Raw genomic sequence first — 22,325 nt, forward strand, 5'->3', positions numbered from 1 at the left:
ATTTAGCTATCGTTTTCTATATTGAGTTAGGGTGCTAGATACGAGAATACTTTCTCATTTATATCACTTTATTATGAATCAAAAAAAATGACTTATTGGCACGTTACAAGAGAGATTGAAGTGTGGATAAAATTCGATTGAGAAAATATTAGATGTTTCTCTAAGAGACTGTCTTAATGCAAGAGAAGTTGCAACATTAAGGGCTGGCAAATAGAATGATGGCGCTAACTTGTATTTGTCTTTCTTCACGTTGCACTTGCTCTCGCATTTAAATAGCGCCTTAACGTATATTAGATTTTTTTAAAAACTGTTTTTCTTTTATAGATATGCTAATCTCTCTCTTGACTTATCATTGAATGGTTTTTGCTTACCATGTTAGAGTAGAGTTCCAGATAAAATGAAGGAGGCAACAGAAAAATAGATTACAATCCCCATAACATCTACTAAAGTTGCGACAAGGGGGGCTGAAGCACTTGCTGGATCAAATCCCAAACGTTTAAGAATAAAAGGAAGCATGGAGCCAGATAAGGAACCAAACGTAACAATTCCAACCAAAGCTGTACCCACTGTTATGGCAATAAAAACCCAATGTTCACCGTAGTTGTAGATACCGATCTGTTGCCAAATAGCAATACGCATAATTCCAATAGTTCCGAGTAACAACCCTAGGGATATCCCTGTTGGGATCTCGCGGATAATGATTTTCCACCAGTCTTTGAGTGTGAGCTCACGTAAAGCTAATGCGCGAATAATAAGTGAGGTTGCTTGCGAACCGGAGTTTCCTCCTGAACTCATGATAAGAGGAATAAACAGTGTGAGAGTGATGGCTTTTTCAAGTTCTGTTTCAAAATATTGCATGGCGCTAGCCGTCAACATTTCACCAACAAATAGTAATGCAAGCCAGCCGCCACGTTTTTTCATCATCCCAAAGAAATTTATCTGCATATAAGGTTTATCGAGAGCTTCCAAACCTCCAAATTTATAAGCATCTTCACTCATTTCATCAACCATAGCATCAAGTACGTCGTCGACTGTCACAATACCAATGACATGATTACTGCCATCAATAACAGGTACAGAGAGAAGATCATGGCGTTGAAAAAGGCGAGCAATATCTTCATGATGTGTGGAGGGGGATATTGTAATGGGTGTGTCATGTGTAGAGACGTTTAAAATTTGATCATCAGGTGAAGCGAGAATAAGATTACGGAGTGAAACAGCTTTGAGAAGGATGCCTGTTTTGGGATCAATAACGTAGCTTGTATAAACTGTTTCTCGTGTTCGTTCGACATCGCGAATGTAATCCAGAGTTTTTTTAACAGTCCAGTTTGCAGGGACCGCTATAAATTCTGTTGTCATTAGTGCACCAGCTGTATGATCGGGGTAACTGGTAAGTTTTTTTAGTTCAGCTCGCGTTAAGGGTTTGAGTAAGGCATAAAGCCGAGTGCGGGTTTCTTTATCCATTTCTTGAAAGACGTCTGCCGCGGCGTCTGCGGACATACCATCAAGAATTTCGACAGAGCGATTCACAGGGAGAAGTTCAAGAATGGCTGCTGGTTGTTCAAGTTCTGGTTTGTCAAAGAGTTCAATGACATAATCAAGAGGTAAGAGGCTAAGAATAGCTACGCGCTCCATGATATCGAGATCATTGATGATATCAATCGAGTCAGCAAAGTGATAATTTTTTAATTCTTCGGCGAGAGCTTCATGAGAAGAATTTTTGAAGTCGAAGGTCATTTTGATTTCAGTCATGATAAAGTACCTTCCGAAGGATTGAAGAATTGTGAATCCAGATCTATGGATAGGATAAAACAAAAGCTATGGAAGATTTAAGAAAAACCCCTCCCTGATATTCTCAATTGTTAATATTTGGAATAAAGTCAAGAATAGATCGCAGGTTATAAACAACTTCATAAAACAAGCACGTGGGGGGGGTTATTTTCATTTATTTCTTCATGATAAAATATCCTTTATTTTTTTACTAAAATAAAAATCTGAAAAGCTATTAGGCACATTAAATAAATTTTACGGTATTATCAATTTGTATCATAAGGGTAATTATTACACCTTAAATGTATTAATGGAGATAGAGAGTACTATGACAAAAACAGCAGTGTTGGACTGGAAGGGATTTTCAGAGCTTCCTGATTTTTCTTCAATAAGTGATGAAGATTTTGAACCCGCTTTTGAATGGGCTCTTAAAAAAGCAGAAGAAGAAGCAGAGACGATTGCAACTATGCAAGAACCACCAACGCTTAAGAATTTTTTGCAACCTTTTGAGCTTTCTGGCAAAGCGCTTGATCGTGTATGTTCAATATTTTTCTTGCGTTCAAGTGCTCACAGTAACACGTTGATTCAGAAGTTAGAAAAAGAATTTGTTGTAAGACTTTCTCGTTATTCTTCGAAAATTATGATGGACTCACGGATATTTGCAAAAATGGATGTTCTCTATAAACAATCACAGCAGGGTGTGTATGATAGTGAAACGACACGTGTGCTTGAATTATGGTGGAAAAAGTTCGTTTGTAATGGCGCAAAACTCGATGAAAAAGGTAAGAAACGGCTCGTTGAGATTGATGAAAAGCTTGCCTTTTTAAGTACTACTTTTGGTCAGCACATCTTAAAAGATGAAGCTGAGTGGGTTTTATTTTTACAACAAAAAGATTTGTCTGGTTTGCCGGATGATCTTATTGCTTCAATGAAGGAAATTGCGCGCGAAAGGGGCAATGAGAGAGCTTATGCATTAACATTGGCACGATCAATTATTGAACCTTTTTTGAAATTTTCTCATCGTCGCGATTTGCGTGAGATAGCATTCCAAGCTTGGTCGAAACGTGGTGAAAATAACAACTCGAATGATAATCGAGCGGTTATTGTAGAGATTGTTGCACTTCGAGATGAGAAGGCTAAATTACTAGGCTATAAATCCTTTGCAGACTTGAAACTGGATAACACCATGGCGAAGAGTGTTGATGCGGTTATGAATTTGCTTATGCCTGTGTGGGAACAGGCAAGAGCTAAGGCTGCTAGCGAACAAATTGAATTGCAAAATTTTGCAAACAATTACGGAAGCAATGAATTCTTAGCGGCTTGGGATTGGCGTTATTATACTGAAAAACTTCGCGCCGAAAAATTTTCTTTCGACGGGTCCGAAGTTAAGTATTATTTTCAGCTTGATCGCATGATTGAGGCTGCTTTTGGGGTGGCAGAAAAACTCTTTGGAATTTCATTTGAAGAAAAAAACGCTGTTGCGCTTTGGCATCCTGATGCACGTTTGTGGGAAGTAAAGAAATCTGATGGAAGCTTGCTTGGACATTTCATTGGTGATTATTTTGCACGCTCTTCAAAACGGTCTGGTGCATGGATGAGCAAACTGCAATCGCAGCATAAATTGGATGGTGGGCAAAAGCCTATTATCTATAATATTTGTAATTTTGCTAAACCACCAAAAGGGGAGGTTGCTCTTTTATCACTTGAAGATGCTCGTACACTTTTTCACGAATTTGGGCATGCATTGCATGGTTTACTTTCTGATGTAACATGGCCATCTGTAGCAGGAACATCAGTTTCGCGTGATTTTGTTGAGCTTCCTTCTCAACTTTATGAGCACTGGTTAACTGTACCAGAGGTATTAAAATCTTATGCTACGCATACAAAGACGGGACTTCCTATGTCACAAGAATTGATAGATAAAGTTTTATCAGCACAGAGATTTAATGCTGGTTTTGCTGCGGTTGAGTTTATCTCATCAGCTTTAGTGGATATGGCTTTTCACCAAGGAAAAACGGTAACTGATCCAACAGTGTTTGAGGTTCAGGAATTGGAAAAGTTGCAAATGCCTGACGCAATTATTATGCGTCATCGTCCTCCACATTTTATGCATGTGTTTTCAGGAGATGGTTATGCTGCTGGTTATTATTCTTATATGTGGGCAGAAGTACTTGACGCTGATGCTTTTCAGACTTTTGAAGAAACAGATGATGTTTTTAATTCAGAGGTTGCTGATCGATTAAAGCGTTTTATCTATTCTGCTGGAGGGAGCCGTGATCCAGAAGAGCTTTATAAAGCTTTTCGAGGGCGATTGCCTTCACCAGAAGCGATGATTAAAAAACGCGGGCTATAAGAGTGAAACGGTATGGGATCACCCATACCGTTATATTTCTTTTTGCGGTTGAGGTTTATGCGGACAATTACCCCATAATGGTTATGTGAACAGGTTTGTTTTATTTTATTGGCTGCTTGTTTGTAGAGAAAATTAAATTTTATGCTTTAAAAAGACATTATGGGAAAGAAAAATTATCAGCACGATCTTTTTGATGGCCATTTGGCGGAAACCATGATCGTTTTATGGAGCTTTGATCTATTTTGTTGAGTAAGCCAGTATTTTGTTTTGTCATGTCATCGAGGCTCATTGGGGGGTAGCGCTCAATATTCTGTGTTTCTTGCGTAAGGTTTGGAGTGTTGATATTGGTTAAAAGTACATTTTTATGGGAGGATGTGTGAAAATTTAAAATATTTTCCAGTTTTTTTTCTAAATAAGAGGCGAGTTTTCTCTTTCCTTCAGCGGTAAAATTGATACCATCACGAGTGCGTAATCTAACGACTTTTCCATCTGTGTCATAACCTGAAAAAGAAAATTGACCTTGTTCATCAATAAAGCCATCCCAAATATCGATAAAATATCCTCCTTCTGTTTCTGTTATATCTTTATAAAGCTTGTTAAAGATTTTCACTTTTTGTGTTAACTCGCTGTTTTTAAAGATAGGTTGACCTACCCATATCCATGATTTTCCAGAAGCATGAAGGTTTTCAGCAATGTTGATAATTCTTTGCTTGTAGATGTGCATCCATTCTGGCTGATTTGTGTTAACTATGTTATTAGAGTTTGTGATTGGTTGATTATCGTTTGCACCTATCATCATGACGATAGCGTTGGGTTTATTTTTATCAATGAGTTCAGAAATATTATTTTCCCAAGAGTAATAATCAGTTCGAACCAAGCCAGAATCCGGCATTGTATTATTTATGATGATGACTTCGCTGTTATCTATAAAAAGTTTTTTGAGAGCATCGGCAACAGTAGAAGCTACAAAGTCTCCTAGGACGAGAATGCGTTTTGCATTTTCTGCTTTTAATTTTTGTACGGTTTTTTGTATTACGATCTTTTTGGGAGATTGATATATTTTTTGTTCTATAATTTGCGGTTGTTGTTGTGGTGATGGTTGCTCGTGTTTTGTATGTTGGAACAACCATTTGAAGAAGTTTGCTGCTTTACTTGGAGATGGTTGTATGACACTTACAGCAAAGATAGAGAAAAGCAGAAAAATCAAGTATATCGGGCGGAAATAGGACAAGCACTCTACTCCAGATTATTGTTTTCGCAAAACAGAAAGAACTGCAGGAGTTGGATATCCATTTACCTTTAAGCCATGGTGCAACTGAAAAGCTTTAATAGCTTTTCGAGAGGCTGTGCCGATTTTGCCATCAACTTCTCCTTTATAATAGCCAAGCGCAATTAAACGAGATTGTAGTTCTTTGTATTCTTGGAAAGTAAGAGGCTGAAATGGTCGTTGCCAATCTTGAACCAATCCAGGATATCCAGCAATGCGGTTAGCGAGAAGGCCAACAGCGAAAGCATAACGATCTGCATTATTATAACGTTTAAGAACAAAAAAATTTTTTGTTACTAAGAATATAGGTCCTTTCGATCCATCTGGATATTTTAATATTGCTTGTTCAGATGATTCAGGAAGAGGATATCCATTCGCGTGTTTTACACCTAATTTTTTCCATTGCTTAAAGGAATACCAATCCTCGGGAAGATTTTTCCCTTGCGGTAATTTGACTTCTACTCCCCAAGGGAGGTTGGATTGCCAACCATTCATGTGGAGAAGATTAGCAGCAGTTGCGAGAGCATCTGGAACAGAAGTCCAGATATCACGCCGTTCATCTCCATCCATGTCAACAGCATAGGCGAGATAACTGCTTGGAATAAATTGCGTATGTCCTAATGCACCAGCCCAAGATCCAGTAAGTTGAGAGCGCTTAATTTCACCGCTTTGAAGAATTTTCATGGCAGCAATCAGTTGCGTGCGCGCATATTTTGCGCGTTTTTTATCAGCATAGGCTAAGGTTGCAAGTGACCGAATAGTATCACGCATCACACCTTTATTTGCTAAAATTTTTCCATAGTTACTCTCCATTGACCAAATAGCGAGCAAGATATTGCGGTCAACGCTAAAACGTTTCTCAATTTGAGGAAGCCACTTTTCCCATTTTTGGGCTTGGCGCTGTCCTTCCACAATTGCAATATCATGGACACGATTGTCGAAATAATTCCATGAAGGATTAACAAACTCTGGTTGGTATGCGGCTCTCTTTAAAACTTCTAGATCAATGGTGTTGACGGTTTTAAAAGCCATATCAAACGTAGAGGGTGAAATATTATTGGCAAGAGCTGTTTTTTTAAACTCTTTAATCCAGTGTTTAAAACCACTATCAGCGTATGAAAATGATGCAAAAAACATTAAAAAAGCAGAAAGAAGAACTGCTAAACCTATGATAAGAGTTTTCCGATTTATCGATTTTTCTGAATAAGAGAAAATTTTAGATTCTTTTATTTGCATTTTAAATTTCCATTAATATTTCAAGTATTTTGATGTGCAATGGCTTTATTGTTGTATTTGGTGTTGTCGAGCAAATAAGAAAGGTTGAAACATATGATTTGTTTTGAGGGGATATTCTCAATGAACTATCATAGTCTTGCGCATCTTTCCTGTCCATTATAATAGCAATCAGAACAATAAGATATCTTTTTTACCATTTAGTAAAAACATATATTAAATGAAATCAAAAAGTTATATGATTAATCAGGAGGGTGAGCGTGCGTGAAATCCGGAAAGAAGTATTTCTCATTGCTGATTTTGGTACATGTTTTCTTCCTACAACAAAAAACAATTTCTAAAGAAATGCTGACTGTTGTTGATAAGTTCCTTATCTAATATGTTGTAGATGAGGTATGTGAAGCTGGTATTGAGCATTTTATTTTTGTTAATGGATAGCGGTAGCTGAGGATTATTTTTATGCACAAGCTGAGTTATACACAACCCTTGCCGAGAGCGTAACAGAAAAGAAGAATTTAAGTATTTGTAGGGTTTACAGCCTCCACTAGGTTTAACTTCTTTTACGTGGTAACAAACACTTTTATGGTTAGAACATGTTCTTTGGTTTGCGCATGAATTAATTGGGGAGGAACCTTTAGTTTTGTTATTAACCGATATGCTGATACAAGCTAAAAAGGGATGCTTTTCTGAGATAATCAATCTTTATGAGAGAACCGGTGGAGAAACTATTGTCGCAATTCAGGAGTGCGATCCTAGAGAAGCACATATATGGTATTGTTGGAAAAGGCAAACAAATCGCAAATGGTTTTAAGATCACAAAAATGGTAGAAAAACCGATAAAAAGGGAATGGCTCCGTTGGATTTATGCATCAACGCTATATTTTGCAACTAGAAATTTTAATATTCTTTCCAATAAAGAACGAGGAACAGGAAAGAAAATTCAGTTAACAGATGCGATGGTGCGGCTTTTAAATGAGCAGGATTTTAGTTTCCAGTTAGAGGGCTTCGCTTTTGATTGTGGTTCTAAAGCTGGTTTTATTGGAAACCAACGTTGCATTTTTTTAGCACGCGTTAATATGCATAGCTAATTTCTACCTCATTGAAAAATTTACTAGAAGCTATTAAAGTTAAAAATAAGATAGATCTCTTGTTTAATTTCATTTATCAAGTTCGATTATGACGATACAGTCCTCTCATATGGCTTTGCAGGGTGCGGTTGCATCGGCGCTTAAAACATTTGCAAGTGAAAAACAAGGGCTTCAAGCCCTTGAAGCAGCTCTTCTTGGAAGTCTTTCTTCTTCTTTTGAAGCTGCTGTTCAAACCATTAAAAATGCCAATAGTCACGTAGTGATTACAGGTCTTGGGAAGAGTGGCCATATAGGCACAAAAATTGCTGCAACCTTAGCTTCGACTGGGACACCGGCCTTTTTTGTTCACGCTGCAGAAGCCAATCATGGTGATCTTGGTATGATTGGGTCTGATAATGTTATTCTTGCCTTGTCATGGTCAGGTGAAACCTTGGAGTTAAGTGGCATTATCAATCATGCTGCGCGTTTTCGCACTCCGCTTATTGCCATGACGTCGGGTGAGAATTCTGTATTGGGGCGACAAGCTGATATTGTACTATTGTTGCCAAAGATAGAAGAGGCTTGTCCTCACGGGCTCGCTCCTACAACTTCAACAGTTATGCAATTGGCGATGGGAGATGCATTAGCTGTTGCTCTTTTAGAAATGCGTGGCTTTACTGCGACGGATTTCAAAATTTATCATCCTGGTGGTTCTCTTGGTGCTAGCCTTAAATACGTTTGTGATATTATGCATCGGGGTGATAGTATTCCGCTGGTTATGCAGGGGACACCCATGACTGAAGCTATGAATGTTTTGGTTGAAAAACACTTTGGTTGTGTTGGAGTTGTGAATCAAAAAGGTGAATTAATCGGGATTGTGACCGATGGTGATCTTGCACGCAACATTCACTTTAATTTATCAAAATTTAATGTTGATGAGGTTATGACAAAAAAACCTAAAGTTGTTGAGCCAAATACACTGGTTGGTGCTGCAACAACCTTTATTAATAATCACCATATTGGAGCCTTTTTCGTGGTTGAGGATAAGAAGCCGGTAGGAATTGTTCATTTTCATGATCTTTTGCGCATTGGTGCTGTGTAAATTGGAGTGCCCATATCAGATGAAGTTTTATTTTAGAGTAAAATAGATTCAATAATAACGAAGACAAAATTGTGTTGTGTAACAACTTTATTGATGTTTCTGAGAAAAGGTGATTGTTTTATGCACTCTGTAGTGTTTATAAATTCCGCTGGCAGAAGAGTGTGTATTGGTTTCTTTGTGTCTTTTATAGAGAACTTTCATTAGAAGGCAGAGAATACCGTCTCCTATTATGTGTATGCTTACCATATTTTTAATAAAAGCTGCGTTTTTATTTTATTTAAGATTTTCTCTTAAGAGAAAATTGTGATCCTGTATGTGATACGCAGAGAAGTTTTGTTGCGTTATCTGATATCATACAACTTACTCTGGATATTGTTCCACGGAGAAAGGAGCGTATTTCAATTTCTATATGTTGGGCATTGACATAATTATAGGTGCCTTCTGATAGTTTTTCTTCTGTATCTGCTGCGCGCGTTTCAAAAACACCATCACGGAAAGAAGAAATGATACCGCTTTCATCAACCCATTTACCATCAATTCTTGTAGGCATATTTTGGCTATAATATTGTGAAAAACCGCAGGATTCTAATATTAAAGCGACGATTGTAAGACATAAAATGCGGCAGGTGTGTTTCATTTGTTCACTCTGAGTTATGTTATTTTTCTTTCTAGTTTGTATAACATTGTTAAATTATTCCATGAGTCAATATGAAAATTTTGATGAAAATCAATGAAAAAGCAAAAAAATGGAAAAAAATGCCTTAATGTTGTATTTAATTAACAGCTTAATGAAGTTCGTAGATGAAATACAAGAGGCAAAATATTTCTTATGGTTTACAACAATTTTTACATTAAGCCGCTGGGTAGTCTCAAAGGAGATTATTAAGATTATGGTTGGTCCCATTCTTATTGCGAGTGAAGATTATGGAAGGCGTATAGAGCTTTCTGCTATGCTCCGAGGTTTTGGTTACCGTGTCATTGAAGCAGAAAATGGTCTCCGTACGATTGATCTTTTACACAGACGTAAGAACATTGTGCTTGCACTCCTTGATGTCGTTATGAGTGATTTGAGTGTGGGTGACTTGATTAAAATGATTAGAGTTGCTGGTGTTTCTGTCCCTATTGTTGTGATAGCACAACAAGAAAATCAAGATTTACTCCAGAAAGCTTTAAAAGCTGGAGCTATTGATTATTGGATTCATCCAGTTACATCATTACGATTGAGAGTCACTTTGGATACTCTTGCTCTTATTTCTGCATTGGAACGTGAGGTTCGTTATATTCGGCGAAAAAATGAGAATCATTTACGATTTTCCGATCTCTGCATAAAAAGTAGGGCAATGCAGATAGTTCTGGAACAATCGAGGAGAGCAGCGACTTCTTTACAGAATCTTTTGATAGAAGGTGAAGTTGGAACTGGTCGTGAAACACTAGCTCGCATTATTCATCATGAGGGTTTATTATCGGATGGGGCTTTTATTCGCTTCCAGTGTTCAGCTGTCGTTGATCCAGAGGAAGAAAGTCGCAAATGGTTTAAAGAGTTTATACCACTGGTCTCTTCTTTTGAAAAGGGGACACTTTGCCTTTGTGATGTTGATCGACTTGAACCCATACAGCAAAAACGTTTTGCCCATTACCTTACAGAAAGAGAAAAAAATACAGAGGGAAAATTTTTTCCTTTTCGAATCATCGCTATTTCAACGTCACGGTTAAAGGATCTGGTCAAAGAGGACTTTTTTTTGCATAGTTTGTTTGAACAGTTTTCTCAACTGTCTATTAGCGTTCCTGCTTTGCGAGAATTGAGGGATGATTTTCCAGAGCTTACACAACGTTTGATTGACCGCATTATTACGGAAACAGGGCGATCGCATGTACATGGTTTAGCAGGATCAGCTCTTTCATTGCTTATGCAGTATGATTGGCCTGGTAATCGTAACCAACTTGAAAATTTTTTATTTCGTGCGATTTTACTCAGCGAGGGGCCATTGTTAACTGTTCGGGACTTTCCCCAATTAATGGGAAATTCATTAATGAGTGTTCCCAATATCATTGAAAGTAATATACAAGAAAACCATGAACAAGAATCGATACAGTTTTTGGATACTGATGGGCATGTGCGTACTTTTGCAGAAATAGAACATGATGTTATTGAGAGAGCAGTTAAACATTATAAGGGACATATGAGTGAGATTGCTCGCCGTCTTCATATTGGTCGCTCTACGCTTTATCGAAAAATAGAGGAATTGAAAGCAATCAAAAACCAAGAAAGGAAGTAAAGTTCATGATAAACTTCCATTCATGGGAAGCATGATTTTCAGAAAAGAAGTAATGGTTTTGGTAAAGGCAGTGGGAAGGTTTTTGCTTTTAAAGAGGGTGTTGTTTATTGTAAAGTTTAGGTATTGATGATGATTTTGCAAACTCAATAAGTATTGATTTTGTTGAATGGGATCATTTTTAGCTCTTTTTTCTTATTTCAGTTTTCACGACTTTAGTTAAGCTTACTTTCATTTAAAATGAGAGATAACTTTTACGCTTTTTAGTATTCATTAAAGTAAAGTTTTAGAATCAATTGATATTGGATTTATATTCTCTTAAGCAAGAGGTGGCATTTTATCTGTTGCACAATTAAGGTAGGGTTATTGATTTTATAGTGTTGTACTTCGTATCGAAGGTGGTACGGTGGCTTAAAAATGGAAAGTTTATTTTCTTTGACTTTGTTACAGATTGTTATCGGTTTTATTATATTTTTTTTTGTTGCGTCTATGTTGACGATTTATACGTATGGACGTTTTGTGAAAAGTTCTAGGGGGGAATGTTCCTATGCGTTGGCTGTTAAGAAAGACGAAACCAAGTTTGATCGTATAGTAAGTCAATTGGCAGAAGAAACAGATGGGTTGGGGGTTGATAAAGATGCTCTTTCACTCATCATTAGCAATTTGGATGCGTTTTGTGTCCGTGCGATAGGAGCAGCACAAGCTGGACGTAGTCTTGATCTCATGTATTATATTTGGGATGATGATTTAACGGGGCGTTTATTATTAAGTGAAATAGTGGAGGCAGCTGATCGTGGCGTTCGGGTGCGTCTTCTTTTAGATGATATTAACGCTCAAGCACGTGATCCAGCTTATATTGCGCTGGATAAACATCCTCATATTGAGGTGAGGATGTTTAATCCGGGACTGTCACGTAAGGGGGGGTTACGCCGTGGTTTAGAGATTATATTGCGTGCAATTACTGTAACGCGCAGAATGCATAATAAAGCTTTTATTGTGGATGGCCGGGTGGCATTTGTAGGAGGACGGAATCTTGCAGATTCTTATTTTGACGCTGGTGAAGAATCGCATTTTCGAGATTTAGATTTGATGTTAATCGGTCCCTCGGTTAAAAAGGTAGAAACCATCTTTGATGACTTTTGGAATAGCGCTGTAGTTTTACCGATTCATACTTTGGTTGTTCCTAAAAGCGCAAGTGACCTTAGTTATTGGAAGGATAAATTACGAAAATTCCGTGATTCCAAGGTTGCAAAAGTTTATTTAGATTATGTAAAGGAACATATTAATTTTGACTGTTTTATCCAGACAGGAAAGCGATTATTTCTAGCAGATAAAGTTGTTGTTCTTTCTGATCCTCCGGAAAAAGCATTGCGCAAAAAAGCCGGAAATTGGCTCATGAAGGCGCTCTCACAGGTTATTGGAGATGCTCAAAAAACGGTTCAGATTACATCACCTTATTTTGTTCCTGGTAAGGTAGGTACGCAGAATTTTAGCAATTTGGTTTCAAAAGGTGTTGATGTTAAAATTCTTACGAATTCCTTAGCAGCTACTGATGTGGCACTTGTACATGGTGGTTATGTACCTTATCGTAAAGCGTTATTGAAAAGTGGTGTTAAACTTTATGAGTTAAAACCGGATGGAAACACCCACGGGTTGCGATTATTTCGATCAAGTAAAGCAAGTTTACATGCTAAAGCTTTTTTAGTTGATCGTAAAACTGCTTTTATTGGATCTTTAAACTTTGATCCGAGGTCAGCTGCACTGAATACAGAAATGGGTATTCTTTTTGAATGTGCACCGATTACAGCTAGGTTAGATTTACTTTTTTCTGAAGAAACAACGGGTGAGATGAGTTATCATCTTCGTCTTGGCGATAATAACCGTATTTATTGGGATTTTATTGAAAACAAAAAACAGTATAGCGTTGATTATGAGCCAGAAAGCAATTTTTGGCGTCGTGCATTTGCTAAAGTAATAAGTTGGTTACCTATTGAATCACAATTGTAGATCTTATAGAGTGCATATCAAAAGATTTTTTTATTTTTCTTTTCATTTTGTTTGTAGCGTGGCATAATTTTGTGCCAATCCACAACGTATGAGAACCGCAGTGTATTTTAAAGTTACTCGCGGTGTTTTGTTATATTTATTATAAAGGGAATTTGGCTATGGCAAAAATTGTTGAAACGGGGACAGGTGCATTGGCATTGACTTTTGATGATGTGCTTTTACAGCCTGGTCATTCTCTTGTTATGCCTAGCCAAGTCGATCTTAGAACGCGGATTGCAGCTGATATTAAGCTAAATTTACCATTGCTTTCTGCTGCAATGGATACTGTGACAGAATCGCGTTTGGCCATTGCTATGGCTCAAGCAGGTGGTCTTGGTGTGATCCATCGTAATATGTCTCCTGCAGAGCAGGCGGAAGAAGTCCGTCAAGTGAAAAAATTTGAATCCGGTATGGTTGTTAATCCAGTCACAATTGGGCCAAGTGCAACACTTGAAGAAGCAAAAACTTTGATGCGCTCTCATCGTATTTCGGGTATTCCGGTTGTTGAAAGTGGTGCCAAAGGTGAGACTGCTGGACGGCTTATTGGCATTTTAACGAATAGAGATGTGCGTTTTGCGTCGGATCCAAAACAAAAGATTTATGAATTAATGACGCATGAAAATTTGATCACAGTGCGTGAAAATGTTCAACTCAATGAAGCGAAGTATCTTTTACATAATCACCGTATTGAAAAATTGTTGGTTGTGGATGAGCAAAATCGCTGTGTCGGCTTGATAACAGTTAAGGATATTGAAAAAGCGCAATTAAATCCAAATTCCGCTAAAGATTCTCAAGGTCGTTTGCGTGTTGCAGCTGCCAGTAATGTGGGGAATGATGGGATTGAGCGGGCTGAACGGCTAATTGACGCAGGTGTTGATGTGCTGGTGATTGATACAGCTCATGGGCATTCTCAGCGTGTACTAGAAACCGTTGAGCGGATTAAAAAAATGGCGTTTTCTCCAGCTGTTATTGCTGGTAATGTAGCGACTGCTCAAGCAACGCAGGCGTTAATTGATAGTGGTGCAGATGCGGTAAAGGTTGGTATTGGTCCCGGTTCTATTTGCACAACACGAATTGTTGCAGGTGTCGGTGTTCCTCAACTTGCAGCTATTATGAACGCTGCAGAGGTGGCTGAAAAAGCGGGTATTCCTGTCATTGCTGACGGCGGGATCAAAGCTTCGGGTGATTTTGCTAAAGCTTTAGCAGGTGGAGCTTGTGCTGCTATGATTGGTTCTCTTTTAGCAGGTACAGATGAAAGCCCTGGTGAGGTTTATCTTTATCAAGGTCGGTCTTTTAAAGCTTATCGCGGTATGGGGTCAGTTGGTGCTATGGCACGGGGATCGGCAGATCGCTATTTTCAGGATGAAGTGCGTGATGAGCTTAAATTGGTGCCTGAAGGTGTGGAAGGTCAAGTAGCCTACAAAGGCTCTATAGCATCGGTTTTACACCAGCTTGCTGGTGGGTTGCGTGCTTCGATGGGATATGTTGGAGCAAGAAATTTAGCAGAGTTTCGTGAAAAAGCAACCTTTGTTCGTATCACCAATGCCGGACTCCATGAAAGCCATACACATGATGTTGCTATCACACGAGAGAGTCCAAATTACCGGCGCCCTGTTTAATGTATAAGAGCTTAGGGCTGTGTTACACGATATAAAAATCCTTTGAGAAAATATAGGGAGATTACCTTTTCTCTTTATGGTTTAGTGCAATAATCCTAAAGGAGAAAGAATTGGAGGCTGATATTCCAATTCCTTCTGTAAGTTATATAAAATTAAGGGAGTTAACTTTTTGTAGTTTTCCGCTCCATTTTTGACGCGCGTTGGCGAGTGTTAGCCTGATCGCTTTGGGTGGATTTCTTTCCATTGTTTGAGGGCATTGTATTGTGACGGCTTTTAGATGAAGTTGTTTTCTCATTATTGTAAGTATTCATTATTTTCTCCTTTTAAATTATCTGGCGTAGGCCAGTACAGTAAAAACGGTCATGCCAAATAGTGGTTCCAAGCATTTTCTAAAAAGTTAACCTTTTGTCGAGAATGATGAGTGTGCTAGTCTTAGTAGAAGTGTTTTCCACATTGTCTGAAAGATAGCGTTTTCAAGATGTAAGATATTTAATGCTATGTATTGTTTATGGAGAGATACGAAAACTTAATTCACACAGCAATAAAAGTTTGATGGCTTTTGCATACGCATATTGGAAGAGGAATTTTAAGAGTACAGCTTGTTTTGCAGTATTTAAGGTGGGGGATGTGTATTTTAGAGTGATAAGAATGCGAACGAATAGCACATGAGATGAGGAGTTTGAAATGCTGTGAAAAAGCGGATCAAAATCATTCAGCTTCTAATATAAATTTTGCATGGTTTTTATAAAATCCCATTGATAGTGAGAAAGATAATTTTGTTTTTGCTTAAATGTTTAGAGTCTTGTAAAAATTCAAATGGGAGAAATGAATGCGCTTAGGTGGGCGTTTGCACGCGGCAATAGATATTCTAAAAGAGATAGAAATTCGGCATTACCGTGCAGGTGAAGCTTTAAGAGCTTGGGGGCTTTCTCATCGCTTTGCTGGAGCAAGCGATCGTGCAGCAATTAGTACAATCGTTTATGATGTCTTAAGACGGCGTTATTCTTTACAATGGCGTATGGAGAGTGATGATATTAGGGATATTGTTTTCGGCACTTTATTAGATACTGGAAAAATGACAATTGAACAAATTGATGGTGAATTAGAAGGGGATCGATTTGCTCCGAAGTTATTAGGGGCTAGGCAACGTCAATCATGGCAAAAACAGCAATTAGTTGATGCACCAGACTATATTCGTGGTGATATTCCTCAATGGTGTCAAGCGCATCTATATCCTTTATTTGCAGATAATTGGGTCACTGAAGCTGCTGCGTTAGCAACACGTCCTTCTTTAGATTTACGCGTGAATAGCTTGAAGGCAACGCCAGAGAAGGTTCTTAAAGAATTAGTAAAAACTAAAGCTCAATCTCTTTCATGGTTTCGGCAAGCTTTAAGGGTTGCACCTATAGAAAAGTTTGGCCGCCACCCCAATGTTCAAGTTGAACCTGCTTTTCAAAAGGGGCACTTTGAGATACAGGATTTAGGGTCTCAGATTGTTGCTCACCTCGTAGAAGCTAAAGCAAATATGCAGGTATTGGATTATTGTGCTGGCGCTGGTGGAAAAACATTGGCTTTAGCTGCCAGTATGAATAATCGGGGACAAATTTATGCTTATGATTCAGATGAAGTTCGCTTGGCTCCTATTTTTGACCGTCTTCGGCGAGCTGGTGTTCGTAATGTGCAGTCACGTGCGCATGTAGAAGAATTAAAGTCGTTAGTAGGTCAGATGGATATAGTTTTGCTAGACGCACCATGTAGTGGTACAGGAACATGGCGGCGGCATCCAGATACGAAGTGGCGTTTGACATTAGAACGGGTAAGACAACGCCAAACAGAACAGAAGGCTATTTTGAATGAGGCTATAGATTATCTTAAACCGGATGGGCGTTTAGTTTATATTACGTGCTCTCTTTTTTCTGATGAAAATGAGGAACAGATTTTCCAGTTTCTTCAACACCATTCTAATTTTTATCCAATAAATATGTGTGCACTTTGGCAGCAACATTTTAGTTTTTCTCCTGTACAACCGCTTTTTTCAAATTATGGACTTACTTTATCGCCAGCAACAACAAAAACAGATGGTTTCTTTTTGTCTGTGTTGCAAAAAAGACATTGATACATATTTTTGCATTTTTTATCGTAAATTTTACAAGGAGAACCTTTTTCTCAGGCAAATGGGCTTGTAAAAAAGAAAGATTGAATAATAAATCTAATTGGTTTTCTTTTACAATTATTGATTGGTTTTCTATGAGCATATCATATCCCGACACTGTTCTTATTATTGATTTTGGTTCACAAGTTACACAACTTATCGCGCGGCGGGTGCGAGCAATGGGTGTCTATTCCGAAATTGTTCCTTTTCAATTAGCTTTAGAAGGCATCAAGCGAACAAGACCTAAAGCTGTTATTTTATCAGGTAGTCCTTATTCAGTTATTGATGATGATTCGCCGCGTGTTCCGATGGAAGTTTTTGAAATTGGTGTTCCAGTTCTTGGTATTTGTTATGGTGAACAAGTCATGTGTGTTCAGCTTGGTGGAAAGGTTGAAGTTGGACATGAGCGTGAATTTGGGCGCGCCTTTTTGGAGGTGCAAGAAGAGAGTACACTTTTTGATAGTGTGTGGGAAAAAGGCTCCTGTTATCAAGTATGGATGAGTCACGGTGATCGTGTGGCGGTTTTACCAGAAGGTTTTCGTGTAATAGGCACATCAAAAGGTGCTCCCTATGCTGCTATTGCTGACGAAAAAAGGCGCCTTTATGCAGTGCAGTTTCATCCTGAAGTTGTCCATACACTAGATGGTGCAAAACTTTTACAAAATTTCGTTTGTAAAATCTCTGGCCTTAAAGGCAATTGGTCAATGGCTTCTTATCGTGAGCAGGCAATTGCTACGATACGACAAAAAGTTGGAAAAAGTCGCGTGATCTGTGGTCTTTCAGGTGGTGTGGATTCATCAGTTGTGGCTGTACTTCTTCATAAGGCAATAGGAGATCAACTGACATGTGTTTTTGTAGACCATGGGTTGATGCGTAAGAATGAGGCTGAAGAAGTTCTTACATTATTCCAAGATCATTATAATATAGAGCTTATTCATGTTAATGCTGCCAACATGTTTCTCAATGCTCTTGAAGGTGAGACAGATCCAGAGAAAAAGCGCAAAACGATTGGTCGTCTTTTTATTGAAGTTTTTGAAGAAGAAACCAAAAAGATCGGAGGTGCAGAATTTTTAGCACAAGGTACGCTTTATCCAGATGTCATTGAAAGTGTGTCTGCTATTGGTAAAACAGTAACAATTAAAAGCCATCATAATGTAGGGGGATTGCCAGAACGGATGAATATGAAACTTGTAGAACCATTGCGTGAGCTATTTAAGGATGAGGTTCGTTCTTTAGGGCGAGAGTTAGGATTGCCTGAGCAGTTTATTGGTCGTCATCCTTTTCCAGGTCCTGGCCTTGCAATTCGGTGTCCAGGTGCAGTTACACGTGAAAAATTAGAAATTTTACGTGAAGCGGATGCTATTTACCTTGATGAAATCCGTAAAGCTGGTCTTTATAACGAAATTTGGCAGGCTTTTGCTGTTCTTCTTCCTGTTCAGACTGTTGGTGTTATGGGTGATGGACGCACTTATGAATTTGTTTGTGCTCTTCGCGCTGTAACATCTGTAGACGGAATGACTGCTGATTTTTATCCCTATGATATGGAGTTTTTAAGCAAGACAGCAGCGCGTATTATTAATGAAGTAAGGGGTGTTAATCGTGTTGTTTATGATGTGACGTCAAAACCACCTGGTACTATTGAGTGGGAATGATTGAAATTAAGTACAAGCCTTTTAAAAATAGAGTATTATTTAAACTTTGATATTCGGGAAAGTGGAAAGAGAAAACAATGTTAAAGAAATTGTTTTGCACTTTTGATTTTAAAAAAAGACCATTATCTGATCTGTATGAACCAATATCGTTTAAAATTGAGAAGTATAAAATTTTGTATGTCTGAAAAAAAAATTGTTGCACACCGTGGTGGAGCTAATCTTTATCCTGAAAATACGCTTTCGGCATTTCGCCATGCAATTGCGTTAGGAGTTGATGAGATTGAATGCGATGTTCATCTGCTTAAAAGCGGTGAAGTGGTTGTATTTCACGATTTTCGTCTCGAACAATTGGTTGGAAAAACAGGATATATTCATGATATTGATAATGAAACACGCAAACAACTCTGCGTAAAAGGAAGTATTGAAGCTCCTCCTTTACTAGAAGAAGTACTTGATCTTTTGGGATCAAACAATGTTGCACTGCATCTTGAAATTAAAACATGTGGTGAAGTTGAGCGTGAAACGATTTTATCCCAAAAAGCGCTTGCGTTAATAAAAAGCCGAAATTTAGCAGAAAGAGTTTCTGCAATCAGCTTTGATCCTGCGAGCCTTCGTCCCTTTATTGAAGCAGGAATATCATCTGGTCCATGTATTGATAGCTTTAAAGATGATATGTCTCGTCATTTTTCTGAGTGGAAACAATTGGGGTTTTCTGATCTGAGTTTAGATGGATCCATTGTCTCACAGGATTTTATTGAATCTGCACTTGAAGCTGGCTTTACTGTAGGAGTATGGACAATTAACGGGAAAGCCCGGTTATTGCATTGGCTTAATACGCCTGTAGATTATATCACAACAGATCAACCTGATTTAGCTTTACAGTTGCGTACACAAAGTTAAAAAGCCATACATCTATAATAGAAAAAGCTGTATTTTCTAACAAAAATAGGGTCAATAGAAAAACGTAAAAAGTATTTACTGAACTCCTAATTTATTTACTTATTATTTGTGCGTTTTCCAGTGGTTTTATTAAAAGTATGAAAACTCTGATGAGCGACAGTAAAGTTTAGTTTTTGACCATAGTCGTTTGTAAGGCGTTCTTTTATTTCAATGGTAAAAACAGTATCATTCCAACGCGTTAAAATGTGGCATCCTGTCCCGATAGGCTTGATAAGTTCAATTTGCGTGTGAAAGACAGGTCCTTTATCTGGATGTTCGCCCAACAAAATTACTTCTGGTCTAAATGCTAAAAGATTAGTTTCTTCACTATAAGATAATGAATGACCTAAGTGTTGTTCTAGAATTTGGCGATCAAGAAAATTCATAGGGGGAGAACCAATAAAATCAGCTACGAATGTTGTTGCTGGATAATCGTAAATTTCCATTGGCGTTCCAATTTGCTCGATAGCTCCTTTATTCATAACAACTATTCTATCAGCTAATGTCATGGCTTCTAGTTGATCATGGGTAACATAGAGGCTAGTTGTTCCCAATGAGCGCTGGAGTGTTTTAATCTCAATACACATTTGAGCACGCAATTTTGCATCAAGGTTTGAAAGTGGCTCATCAAAGAGAAAAACACGTGGCTGACGTACAATCACACGCCCCATTGCAACACGCTGTCGTTGTCCTCCTGATAATTGTCGTGGTTTACGGTCCAGAAATGGCTCTATTTGCAAAAGTTTTGCAGCGTGTGTGATACGTTTATTTATTTCGTCTTTAGGTGTTTTACGATTTTTAAGACCATATTCTAAGTTTCCACGAACTGTCATATGGGGATAGAGTGCGTAATTTTGAAAAACCATGGCAATGTCGCGATCAGCTGGTTCACGCTTATCGATACGCTCATTATCAATATAGAGTTCACCCGAGGTGACTTGTTCAAGTCCTGCAATAATGCGTAATAATGTTGATTTTCCACATCCTGAAGGACCGACAAGGACAAGAAGTTCTTTATCAGCAACAGTTAAATTTAAGTCATCAATGACTAGAATACCGTTGTCATACTGTTTTTTTACATTTGATAACTGGATTATAGCCACAGTTATTTCTCCGTTTCAATAAGGCCTTTGATAAAAAGCCGCTGCATGCATATAATGACAAGAACAGGCGGCACCATGGCAACGACCGATACTGCCATGAGTATATTCCATTGAGGATCATGCTGAAGTGATTCTACGATAAGCTGTTTTAGAATAATAAGAATAGTTTGATGGTTTTGATCAGTTGCAATTATAAGAGGCCAGAGATATTGCACCCATCCATAAATGAACATGATTATGAATAAAGCGGCGATATTGCTTTTACTAAGGGGGAGAAGAATATCTTTAAAAAATTTAAATGGCCCTGCACCATCAACACGTGCTGCTTCTAAGAGTTCATCGGGAACAGTCAAAAAAAACTGACGAAATAAAAATGTGGCAGTTGCGGATGCAATGAGTGGGATAATCATTCCGCCATAGGTATTTATCATGCCTAACTGTGCAACTACTGCATATGTTGGAATAATACGAACTTCAACGGGGAGCATCAATGTGATAAAGATGAGAGCAAAGACAGTTTTTCGGAAAGGGAAGCGCATATAGACGATTGCGTAAGCAGAAAAGAGTGAAATAATAATTTTTCCAATACTAATACCAAGTGCCATAATGAGCGAATTCATTAAGAGTGGCCATAGCTTGGGAAGACCGAGTTGTACAAGGCCATCACCAAAGATTGTTTTATAGTTCTCTAGAGTAGACTTTCCTGGTAAAAGAGGAAGTGTTCCTGAGTTAAATGCTGCTGAACTATGGGTTGATGCAATGATAGCAACATAAACTGGTAAGCAAATAATGATAATGCCGACAATGAGGGTAAGATGGGTTAGAAACTTCAAAACAGGGCGGTTTTCAACCATAATTTGCTTCCTAATATTGTACGCGGCGTTCAATCCAGCGAAACTGAATAAACGTTAAGACAATAACCATTAACATCAATACTGTTGATTGTGCTGCGGATACACCGATTAATTGATTTTTAAAACCATCATCATATACTTTGTAAATGAGAGTGCTTGTTGCACGAGCAGGACCTCCAGAGGTTATGTTATCAATAATACCAAATGTATCAAACAGAACATAATGAATATTGACGATAAGAAGAAAAAAGGTAGTCGGTGAAATTTGCGGAAAAACCACACTCCAAAACCGCTTAAAAGGGCCAGCACCATCAATTGCTGCCGCCTCTATTTGGGAACGTGGAACAGATTGTAGACCTGCAAGAAAAAAGAGAAAATTATAAGAGATCTGTTTCCAACTGGCTGCAATCACAATAAGGATCATTGCTTGAGTACCATTAATACGATAATTCCATATAATACCCATTTTTTCAAGAAGAAAAGGGATAATCCCAATGGTTGGATGAAAGATAAACAACCATAATATACCTGCCAATACCGGAGCAACGGCATAAGGCCAGATTAAAAGCGTTGTATAGACCTTTTTTGCACGGATAACACGATCAACACAGACAGCTAAAAGAAGTGATATCGTCATTGAAACAGCAGTAACCGAAATGGAAAATACTGCGGTTGTGAGAAGTGATTTCAGATAAGCAGGATCAGAGAGAATTGTCACATAGTTTTCAAAACCAATAAAGGTTGTCGTAAAGCCAAAAGGATCCTGACGCTCAAAAGACGATTTTATTGCTTGGGCAGCAGGCCAAAAGAAAAATAAAAAAGTCACAATAAGCTGAGGAAAAAGCAGCCAGTAAGGGAGTAGACTATTTCTGAAATACGCGTATTTTTCTTGCAT

Annotated in this window: 16 protein-coding genes and 1 pseudogene; 9 read left to right on the forward strand and 8 right to left on the reverse strand. The window is 38.1% G+C overall.

Annotated features, from left to right (window positions below):
- Positions 1–375: 375 nt before the first annotated feature.
- On the reverse strand, positions 376–1,752 hold the full coding sequence (gene mgtE / locus V3564_RS00345; RefSeq protein ID WP_455480888.1) for a magnesium transporter: 1,377 nt from the start codon (positions 1,750–1,752) through the stop codon (positions 376–378).
- A 346-nt stretch (positions 1,753–2,098) separates the two neighbouring features.
- Between mgtE and V3564_RS00350 the strand changes: the two genes are divergently transcribed.
- Complete coding sequence (locus tag V3564_RS00350) at positions 2,099–4,123, forward strand: M3 family metallopeptidase (protein ID WP_455480889.1); 2,025 nt, start codon at positions 2,099–2,101, stop codon at positions 4,121–4,123.
- Between the two features lie 157 nt (positions 4,124–4,280).
- Here V3564_RS00350 and V3564_RS00355 read toward each other — a convergent pair whose 3' ends face one another.
- Together V3564_RS00355 and V3564_RS00360 are read right to left on the reverse strand one after the other, a co-directional pair.
- Positions 4,281–5,354, reverse strand: coding sequence for an SGNH/GDSL hydrolase family protein (locus tag V3564_RS00355; protein ID WP_455480890.1), 1,074 nt, complete (start codon positions 5,352–5,354; stop codon positions 4,281–4,283).
- A gap of 15 nt (positions 5,355–5,369) precedes the next feature.
- A complete protein-coding gene (locus V3564_RS00360) occupies positions 5,370–6,626 on the reverse strand; it encodes a lytic murein transglycosylase (RefSeq protein WP_455480891.1) in 1,257 nt (418 codons plus the stop codon).
- A gap of 257 nt (positions 6,627–6,883) precedes the next feature.
- Between V3564_RS00360 and V3564_RS00365 the strand changes: the two are divergent.
- Both V3564_RS00365 and V3564_RS00370 read left to right on the forward strand, forming a co-directional pair.
- A pseudogene (locus V3564_RS00365) lies at positions 6,884–7,803 on the forward strand (sugar phosphate nucleotidyltransferase).
- Entirely contained in the window at positions 7,800–8,792 is a 993-nt protein-coding gene (locus V3564_RS00370; protein WP_455480892.1) for a KpsF/GutQ family sugar-phosphate isomerase, read from the forward strand. Before V3564_RS00365 ends, V3564_RS00370 begins: the two are co-directional and overlap by 4 nt.
- Positions 8,793–9,069: 277 nt before the next feature.
- Here V3564_RS00370 and V3564_RS00375 read toward each other — a convergent pair whose 3' ends face one another.
- Positions 9,070–9,429, reverse strand: a complete 360-nt coding sequence (locus tag V3564_RS00375; protein WP_455480893.1) for a hypothetical protein — start codon at positions 9,427–9,429, stop codon at positions 9,070–9,072.
- A 253-nt stretch (positions 9,430–9,682) separates the two neighbouring features.
- On the opposite strand from V3564_RS00375, the gene V3564_RS00380 reads away from it, so the two are divergent.
- The 3 genes from V3564_RS00380 to guaB all read left to right on the forward strand — a co-directional run bounded on the left by V3564_RS00380 (position 9,683) and on the right by guaB (position 14,730).
- On the forward strand, positions 9,683–11,068 hold the full coding sequence (locus V3564_RS00380; protein WP_455480894.1) for a sigma-54-dependent transcriptional regulator: 1,386 nt from the start codon (positions 9,683–9,685) through the stop codon (positions 11,066–11,068).
- A 432-nt stretch (positions 11,069–11,500) separates the two neighbouring features.
- Positions 11,501–13,072: a phospholipase D-like domain-containing protein gene (locus V3564_RS00385; RefSeq protein ID WP_455481485.1), complete on the forward strand. Its 1,572-nt coding sequence runs from the start codon at positions 11,501–11,503 to the stop codon at positions 13,070–13,072.
- A gap of 158 nt (positions 13,073–13,230) precedes the next feature.
- Entirely contained in the window at positions 13,231–14,730 is a 1,500-nt protein-coding gene (gene guaB / locus V3564_RS00390; RefSeq protein ID WP_455480895.1) for an IMP dehydrogenase, read from the forward strand.
- A 161-nt stretch (positions 14,731–14,891) separates the two neighbouring features.
- Here guaB and V3564_RS00395 read toward each other — a convergent pair whose 3' ends face one another.
- Entirely contained in the window at positions 14,892–15,041 is a 150-nt protein-coding gene (locus V3564_RS00395) for a hypothetical protein (RefSeq protein WP_455480896.1), read from the reverse strand.
- A gap of 518 nt (positions 15,042–15,559) precedes the next feature.
- Here V3564_RS00395 and V3564_RS00400 point away from each other — a divergent pair.
- From V3564_RS00400 to V3564_RS00410, 3 genes are all read left to right on the forward strand, one after another.
- Positions 15,560–16,846, forward strand: coding sequence for an RsmB/NOP family class I SAM-dependent RNA methyltransferase (locus V3564_RS00400; protein ID WP_455480897.1), 1,287 nt, complete (start codon positions 15,560–15,562; stop codon positions 16,844–16,846).
- A 131-nt stretch (positions 16,847–16,977) separates the two neighbouring features.
- Positions 16,978–18,534, forward strand: coding sequence for a glutamine-hydrolyzing GMP synthase (gene guaA / locus V3564_RS00405; protein ID WP_455480898.1), 1,557 nt, complete (start codon positions 16,978–16,980; stop codon positions 18,532–18,534).
- Positions 18,535–18,711: 177 nt separating this feature from the next.
- Positions 18,712–19,434, forward strand: coding sequence for a glycerophosphodiester phosphodiesterase (locus V3564_RS00410; RefSeq protein ID WP_455480899.1), 723 nt, complete (start codon positions 18,712–18,714; stop codon positions 19,432–19,434).
- A 95-nt stretch (positions 19,435–19,529) separates the two neighbouring features.
- Here the strand turns inward: V3564_RS00410 and V3564_RS00415 are convergent, their stop codons facing one another.
- From V3564_RS00415 to ugpA, 3 genes are read right to left on the reverse strand one after another with little or no spacing between them, the layout of a single operon-like run.
- Complete coding sequence (locus V3564_RS00415; protein ID WP_455480900.1) at positions 19,530–20,576, reverse strand: sn-glycerol-3-phosphate import ATP-binding protein UgpC; 1,047 nt, start codon at positions 20,574–20,576, stop codon at positions 19,530–19,532.
- Between the two features lie 2 nt (positions 20,577–20,578).
- Positions 20,579–21,430, reverse strand: coding sequence for a sn-glycerol-3-phosphate ABC transporter permease UgpE (ugpE, locus tag V3564_RS00420; RefSeq protein ID WP_455480901.1), 852 nt, complete (start codon positions 21,428–21,430; stop codon positions 20,579–20,581).
- A gap of 10 nt (positions 21,431–21,440) precedes the next feature.
- Complete coding sequence (gene ugpA, locus V3564_RS00425) at positions 21,441–22,325, reverse strand: sn-glycerol-3-phosphate ABC transporter permease UgpA (RefSeq protein WP_455480902.1); 885 nt, start codon at positions 22,323–22,325, stop codon at positions 21,441–21,443.

The sequence above is a fragment of the Bartonella sp. B12(2025) genome (genome assembly GCF_053795135.1).